This window comes from Paenirhodobacter hankyongi (assembly GCF_003664585.1).
Taxonomy (GTDB): Bacteria; Pseudomonadota; Alphaproteobacteria; order Rhodobacterales; family Rhodobacteraceae; genus Rhodobacter; species Rhodobacter hankyongi.
Genome location: NZ_RCHI01000022.1, coordinates 1 through 5,801 on the forward strand (window position 1 = coordinate 1; position 5,801 = coordinate 5,801).

Here is a 5,801-nt window from a genome sequence, read left to right on the forward strand (position 1 = left end):
GCCCTTTTCCTTCAGGCGGATCGCTTCCTCGACCGCGATCTCGTCGAAGGGGTTCATCGACATCTTCACGTTCGCAAGATCGACCCCCGTGCCGTCCGCCTTGACGCGAACCTTCACGTTGTAGTCGATCACGCGCTTCACAGGTACCAGGACCTTCATCGGCGGTGTCTCCTTGGTTGCATTCGCCGCCCCCGGCGGGGGGCGGATTTCGGCTTTCGGCAATTTTGTTACAAGAGCCGGCCTCGAAGGGACAGTGCAAAATCGACCCCTTCCGCTGTCGCTACGTCACGTCGCGCGGGCATTCGGGGGTGCGGCCGGTCCGGCGCGCAGCAAAAAGGCCCGCCGGTGGGCGGGCCTTCGAAACTGCGGGGCGCGATGGCGGTCAGCAGCGCGCGTAATATTCGCGGCCGTAACGGTCGCGGTAGAGGCACCGGCCGTTGCTGCGGCGATTTTCATTGATGACAGAACCCGCTACGGCGCCGACGGCGCCGCCGACGATGGCGCCGGTGCCGGGGTTCTTCTTGTTCAGCAGCGCGCCGGCGGTGGCCCCTGCGGCGGTGGTGCCGAGGAGCGTGCGGTCCTCGGTGGTGTCCATGCAGGCGCTGAGCGCGAGCGCCGCCGGCAGCAGAAGGAAGGCGATCTTGGTCTTCATGGCTGAGTCTCCGAGATGAATTGTCCTGACATCATAACACATCGTCATGCTGTCCGGTTCCCCTGCGTCACCGGTTCGCGCCCGGAACCCACAGGACATCGGTGCGGCCGTCGTCATTGGCGATGCGGGCGGCGCAGAAGAACCAGTCCGACAGCCGGTTCAGGTATTTCACCGCCTGCGCATTTGCCGATTCGGCGGCAGCAAGGGCGGTCGCCTCGCGCTCGGCCCGGCGGGCGACGGTGCGGGCGAGGTGCAGAAAGGCCGACAGCGCCGAGCCGCCGGGCAGGATGAAACTGCGCAGCGGCTCGAGCCGCGCGATCATCGCATCGATCTCGGTTTCCAGCCGGGCGACCTGCGATTCGGTGGTGCGCAGCACCGGATAGGGCGCCTCGGCGTCCTTCTCCATCGCCGGGCGGGCGAGATCTGCGCCCAGGTCGAAAAGATCGTTCTGGATCCGGGCGAGGGCCGCGTCGGTCTCGCCCTCGGCATGGAGCCGCGCCAGGCCGAGGGTCGCGTTCAGCTCGTCGACCGTGCCATAGGCGGTGACGCGGAGCGCGTGCTTGGGCACCCGCGTGCCGTCGCCGAGCGCGGTTTCGCCCTTGTCGCCGGTCTTCGTGTAGATCCTGTTCAGCACGACCATCGTCGTCTCCTCCTGTCAGCCCCGTCTGAGCCAGACAAACAGCAGAACGAGGCCGATCGCAACCGCCTGTGCGGCGATGCGCAGCCGCATCAGCCGGTTCGCGTGACGGCGGTTGAACTCGCCGCCGCGGGCAAAGCCGCCGATGCCGATGAGCAGGATCACCAGAACGGCCAGGCAGGCGCCCACCACGGCATAGAAGACCGGATCGCTGCGCATCGTCATTTCTCCCCCGCGCCCTCCCCGGCGCGCGATCACAGTAACGGCGCCGTGCCGAAAGGCGAGGGAAAACTCAGGCGCGGGCGAGCAGCCAGTCGCGCAGCCGCAGCGGCAGCAGCCGGCGCAGGGCGGCGGCGATATGGGTGGCGCCGGTGATGTAATAGGCGGGCTTCGGGTTCGCCGATTCGAGGGCCGCGCGCAGCGCCGCCGTCACCGCCGAGGGCGGCAGTTCGAAGGCGTCGGGCTTGCCCGAGGGTTCATAGAGCCGCTTCAGCAGCGAGCTTTCGTATTGTGCGCGGCGGGCAGAATTCCTCCAGTCCACCCATTTCTCGAAATGCGGGATCGCGTTCAGCCGGAAGCGGGTCGGGATCGGGCCGGGATTGAGGGTGATGATCCTGATCGGGGTGTCGCGCATCTCGAGGCGCAGCACGTCGGTCAGCCCCTCGAGCGCGAATTTCGTCGCCACATAGGCGCCGCGCCAGCGGATGCCGACGATGCCGAGCACCGAGGAGCATTGCACGATCCGGCCATGGCCCTGCGCCCGCATCACCCTGATCGCGCGCAAGGTCAGGTCATGGAGACCGAAAAGGTTCGTCTCGAAATTCTCGCGCAGCGCGCCGACCGGCAGGTCCTCGACCGCGCCCGGGGTGGCGAAGGCCGCGTTGTTGTAGAGCGCGTCGAGCCGGCCGCCGGCGCGGGCGAGCGCCTCGTTGAAGCCAGCCTCGATCGAGGCCGGGTCGGCGACGTCGAGCGGAAAGGAGATCAGCCCCTCGGCGCGCAGCCGGGCGCAGTCTTCCTCGCGCCGGCAGGTGGCCAGCACCGTCCAGCCCGCGGCGGTCAGCCCGTGCGCGGCGTCATAGCCGATGCCCGAGGAGCAGCCGGTGATCAGGATCGTCTTCGCCATGGTGTCTCTCCGCCCGTGGATGCCGGCATCCGGGATAGGGGCGGGGGCGCGTCGTGGCAAGCGCCGACCGGCGGCTCAGTTCGCGGGCCGCAGCAGGCGGCGCGAGACCCAGCCCTCGATGCCGTCGCCCTCGATCCGGATCCGGGCCCAGCCGTCGCGCTCGGCGACCACCAGCACCTCTTCGTTGCGCGCCAGGCTGTCGATCACCGGGGCCGAGAGGCCGGGGCCTGAGCGCACGTTCAGCCGGGTCGTATCGACGGCGAGGATGTGGCCGGTCGCGGCCGGCACGGCGCGGTATTCGGGCGCGGGTTTCAGGCTCGGCCCGGGCATCGGCGTGAAGCGCACCGGGGTGACGGCGGGGGCCGGATCCGGGGCCGGAACCGCGGCGCTTGCGGCGACCGCGGCAACGGGCGCGATGGCGGCCGGGGCCTCGGGTTCGGCGGCGATGGCTTCGGGTGCGCCCTCCGGATCGCGGCCGAAAACGGCCAGCACGACATAGAGTGCGGCCAGTGTGATGGCTGTCAGTCGGAACATCGGACCCTCCCCTGTGCGACGCCCTGCTTCAGCAAGTGTTAACAATGCTCGCGCCGTCTTGTCCTTACGTCAACGAGTCGCGCCGGCGGGGGTTCCCAGCCGGACGGAATTTTCCCCGATTTCCGCCCGAGCTTTCCGTCTGGACCCGGCCGCGGTGCCGCTTTACACCCGGTGCCATGAGCGAGCATGACGATACCCCGCACCCGTCCACCTCTTCGGAACCGCTGAGCCGCGCGATCGGCGAGCGCTATCTGACCTATGCGCTCTCGACGATCATGCACCGCGCGCTGCCCGACGCCCGCGACGGGCTGAAGCCGGTGCACCGCCGCATCCTCTACGCGATGCGCGAGCTCAAGCTCAGCTCGACCGGCGGCTTCCGCAAATCGGCGAAGATCTCGGGCGACGTGATGGGCAACTATCACCCGCATGGCGACGCCGCGATCTATGACGCGATGGCGCGTCTGGCGCAGGATTTCGCCATGCGCTACCCGCTGGTCAACGGCCAGGGCAACTTCGGCAATATCGACGGCGACAACCCGGCGGCCTCGCGCTACACCGAAGCGCGGATGGCGGCGCCGGCCGAGGCGCTGCTCGAGGGGCTGGCCGAGGATGCGGTCGATTTCCGCCCGAATTACGACGGCACGCTGACCGAACCCGTGGTGCTGCCCGCGGCCTTCCCGAACCTGCTCGCGAACGGTGCCTCGGGCATCGCCGTCGGCATGGCGACGAACATTCCGCCGCACAACATGGAAGAGCTGGTCGACGGCTGCCTCGCGATGATCCGCGACCCGGAGATTGCCGATGATGCGCTGGTCGACCTGATCCCCGGCCCCGACTTCCCGACCGGCGGCGTGATCGTCGAACCGAAGGACAGCATCCGCGACGCCTATCGCACCGGCCGCGGCGCCTTCCGGCTGCGTGCGCGCTGGTCGACCGAGGATCTCGGCCGTGGTGCCTGGCAGATCGTCGTCACCGAGATCCCGTATCAGGTGCAGAAGGCGAAGCTGATCGAGCGCCTGGCCGAGCTGATCGAGACGAAGAAGGTGCCGGCGCTGGCCGATGTGCGCGACGAGAGCGCCGATGACATCCGCATCGTGCTCGAACCGCGCGCCCGCACCGTCGATCCGGCGCAGCTGATGGGCATGCTGTTCCGCAACTCGGAACTCGAGGTGCGCTTCTCTCTCAACATGAACGTGCTGATCGACGGCCGCGTGCCCAAGGTCTGTTCGCTCAAGGAGGTGCTGCGCGCCTTCCTCGACCACCGCCGCGATGTGCTGTGTCGGCGCTCGCAGCACCGGCTGGAAAAGATCGCAAGCCGGCTCGAGATCCTCGAGGGCTACATCATCGCCTATCTCAACCTCGACCGGGTGATCGAGATCATCCGCTTCGAGGACGAGCCGAAGCCGGCGCTGATGGCCGAGCCCTGGAAGGCCGAGGGCGGCGCGATCGCGCATCTGACCGAGGCCCAGGCCGAGGCGATCCTGAACATGCGCCTGCGCAGCTTGCGCCGGCTCGAGGAGATGGAGCTGCGCGCCGAGCGCGACGGGCTGCTGGCCGAACGCGCCGGGCTCGAGGCGCTGCTCGCCTCCGAGGCGGCGCAGTGGAAACAGATCGGCACCGAGCTGGGCGAGGTCCGCAAGGCCTTTGGCAAGGGCACGGCGGTCGGCCGCCGCCGCACCGATTTCGACGAGGCCGGCGAGGTCGTCGAGGTGCCGATCGAGGCGATGATCGAGCGCGAGCCGATCACTGTGCTGCTGTCGAAGATGGGCTGGATCCGGGCGATGAAGGGGCACCAGCCGCTCGACGGCGAGGTCAAGTTCAAGGACGGCGACGGCCCGGCCTTCGCGCTGCATGCCGAAACCACCGACCGGATCGTGCTGATCGGCACGAACGGCCGTGCCTGGACGCTGCTTGGCGCCAACCTGCCCGGCGGACGCGGCATGGGCGAGCCGGTGCGGCTGATGGTCGACCTGCCGAACGAGGTCGAGATCGGTCATGTGATCTTGCCGAAGCCGGGCGAGAAATACCTGCTCGTCTCTTCGGACGGCGACGGCTTCATCGCGCCCTCCGAAGAGCTGATCGCGCAGACCCGCTCGGGCAAGCAGGTGCTGAACATGCGCGAGGGGGCGAAGACCGCAGTCTGTCGTCCGGTCTCGGGCGATGCCGTGGCCTGCGTCGGCGAGAATCGCAAGATGCTGGTCTTCGCGCTCGACGAGCTGCCGGAGATGGCGCGCGGCAAGGGCGTGCGGCTGCAGAAGTTCAAGGACGGTGGGCTGAGCGACGCGATCACCTTCACCTTGGCCGACGGGCTGAGCTGGAAGGATCCGGCCGGCCGCACCCGCACCGAAGGCGATCTGACCGAATGGCTGGGCAAGCGCGCCTCGGCGGGCCGGATGGCGCCGCGCGGCTTCCCGCGCGACAACCGCTTCGTTTGAGGCCCGCAGGAGGGGGTGCTGCCCCCTCTTTTCCTGCGGAAAATTCACCCCCGAGGTCTTTCCGGCAAGGAGACGGCCCGGGGGTGCGGGCTTCCAATTGCTGCAAATATCCCGGGGGTGAGCCCGGCACGGGCGAGGGGGCAGCGCCCCCTGCGCCGCGAGGCACGGGAGCCGGGTGTGGCATCGCCGCACTGCCTTGCCCACAAGCCCTTGCGCGACACGGCTTTGCGCGAAGCGGTCTTGATTTTTCCGCGTCGGAGCAATACGAAGCCCGCGATATTGACACGGGCCGGTGCCGGCCCCCGAACCCAGAGGCGCCCGCGAATGGCAAAGGCAAAGTTTGAACGGACGAAACCGCACGTCAACATCGGCACGATCGGCCACGTTGACCACGGCAAGACGACGCTGACGGCTGCGATC

7 protein-coding genes and 1 pseudogene are annotated in these 5,801 nt (G+C 68.6%); 2 read left to right on the forward strand and 6 right to left on the reverse strand.

Translation table 11 applies throughout. The features are described 5' to 3' along the window. The 6 genes and pseudogenes from DYS74_RS16785 to DYS74_RS18730 form a co-directional block, all read right to left on the reverse strand. Positions 1-159: pseudogene (locus DYS74_RS16785) on the reverse strand (electron transfer flavoprotein subunit beta/FixA family protein); the annotation flags it as partial. Between the two features lie 223 nt (positions 160-382). Continuing rightward, on the reverse strand, positions 383-652 hold the full coding sequence (locus DYS74_RS16790) for a YMGG-like glycine zipper-containing protein (protein WP_183077575.1): 270 nt from the start codon (positions 650-652) through the stop codon (positions 383-385). 67 nt (positions 653-719) lie between these two features. Beyond that, on the reverse strand, positions 720-1,292 hold the full coding sequence (locus DYS74_RS16795) for a cob(I)yrinic acid a,c-diamide adenosyltransferase (RefSeq protein WP_121534831.1): 573 nt from the start codon (positions 1,290-1,292) through the stop codon (positions 720-722). 15 nt (positions 1,293-1,307) lie between these two features. Then, positions 1,308-1,508, reverse strand: coding sequence for a twin transmembrane helix small protein (locus tag DYS74_RS16800; RefSeq protein ID WP_113901712.1), 201 nt, complete (start codon positions 1,506-1,508; stop codon positions 1,308-1,310). A 73-nt stretch (positions 1,509-1,581) separates the two neighbouring features. Continuing rightward, on the reverse strand, positions 1,582-2,412 hold the full coding sequence (locus tag DYS74_RS16805) for an SDR family NAD(P)-dependent oxidoreductase (protein ID WP_121534832.1): 831 nt from the start codon (positions 2,410-2,412) through the stop codon (positions 1,582-1,584). Between the two features lie 75 nt (positions 2,413-2,487). Continuing rightward, positions 2,488-2,946 (reverse strand): SH3 domain-containing protein, encoded by a 459-nt coding sequence (locus tag DYS74_RS18730; protein WP_121534833.1) that lies wholly within the window; start codon positions 2,944-2,946, stop codon positions 2,488-2,490. A gap of 176 nt (positions 2,947-3,122) precedes the next feature. On the opposite strand from DYS74_RS18730, the gene parC reads away from it, so the two are divergent. Next, complete coding sequence (parC, locus tag DYS74_RS16815) at positions 3,123-5,381, forward strand: DNA topoisomerase IV subunit A (protein ID WP_121534834.1); 2,259 nt, start codon at positions 3,123-3,125, stop codon at positions 5,379-5,381. A 324-nt stretch (positions 5,382-5,705) separates the two neighbouring features. Continuing rightward, a partial coding sequence (locus DYS74_RS16820) for a GTP-binding protein (RefSeq protein WP_199505807.1) occupies positions 5,706-5,801 on the forward strand: 96 nt, incomplete at its 3' end.

Excerpts from the sequence above, each read along its gene's own strand:
- DYS74_RS16790 (WP_183077575.1), bottom strand. The coding sequence starts at position 652 with ATGAAGACCAAGATCGCCTTCCTTCTGCTGCCGGCGGCGCTCGCGCTC.
- DYS74_RS16795 (WP_121534831.1), bottom strand. The coding sequence starts at position 1,292 with ATGGTCGTGCTGAACAGGATCTACACGAAGACCGGCGACAAGGGCGAA.
- DYS74_RS16800 (WP_113901712.1), bottom strand. The coding sequence starts at position 1,508 with ATGCGCAGCGATCCGGTCTTCTATGCCGTGGTGGGCGCCTGCCTGGCC.
- DYS74_RS16805 (WP_121534832.1), bottom strand. The coding sequence starts at position 2,412 with ATGGCGAAGACGATCCTGATCACCGGCTGCTCCTCGGGCATCGGCTAT.
- DYS74_RS18730 (WP_121534833.1), bottom strand. The coding sequence starts at position 2,946 with ATGTTCCGACTGACAGCCATCACACTGGCCGCACTCTATGTCGTGCTG.
- parC (WP_121534834.1), top strand. The coding sequence starts at position 3,123 with ATGAGCGAGCATGACGATACCCCGCACCCGTCCACCTCTTCGGAACCG.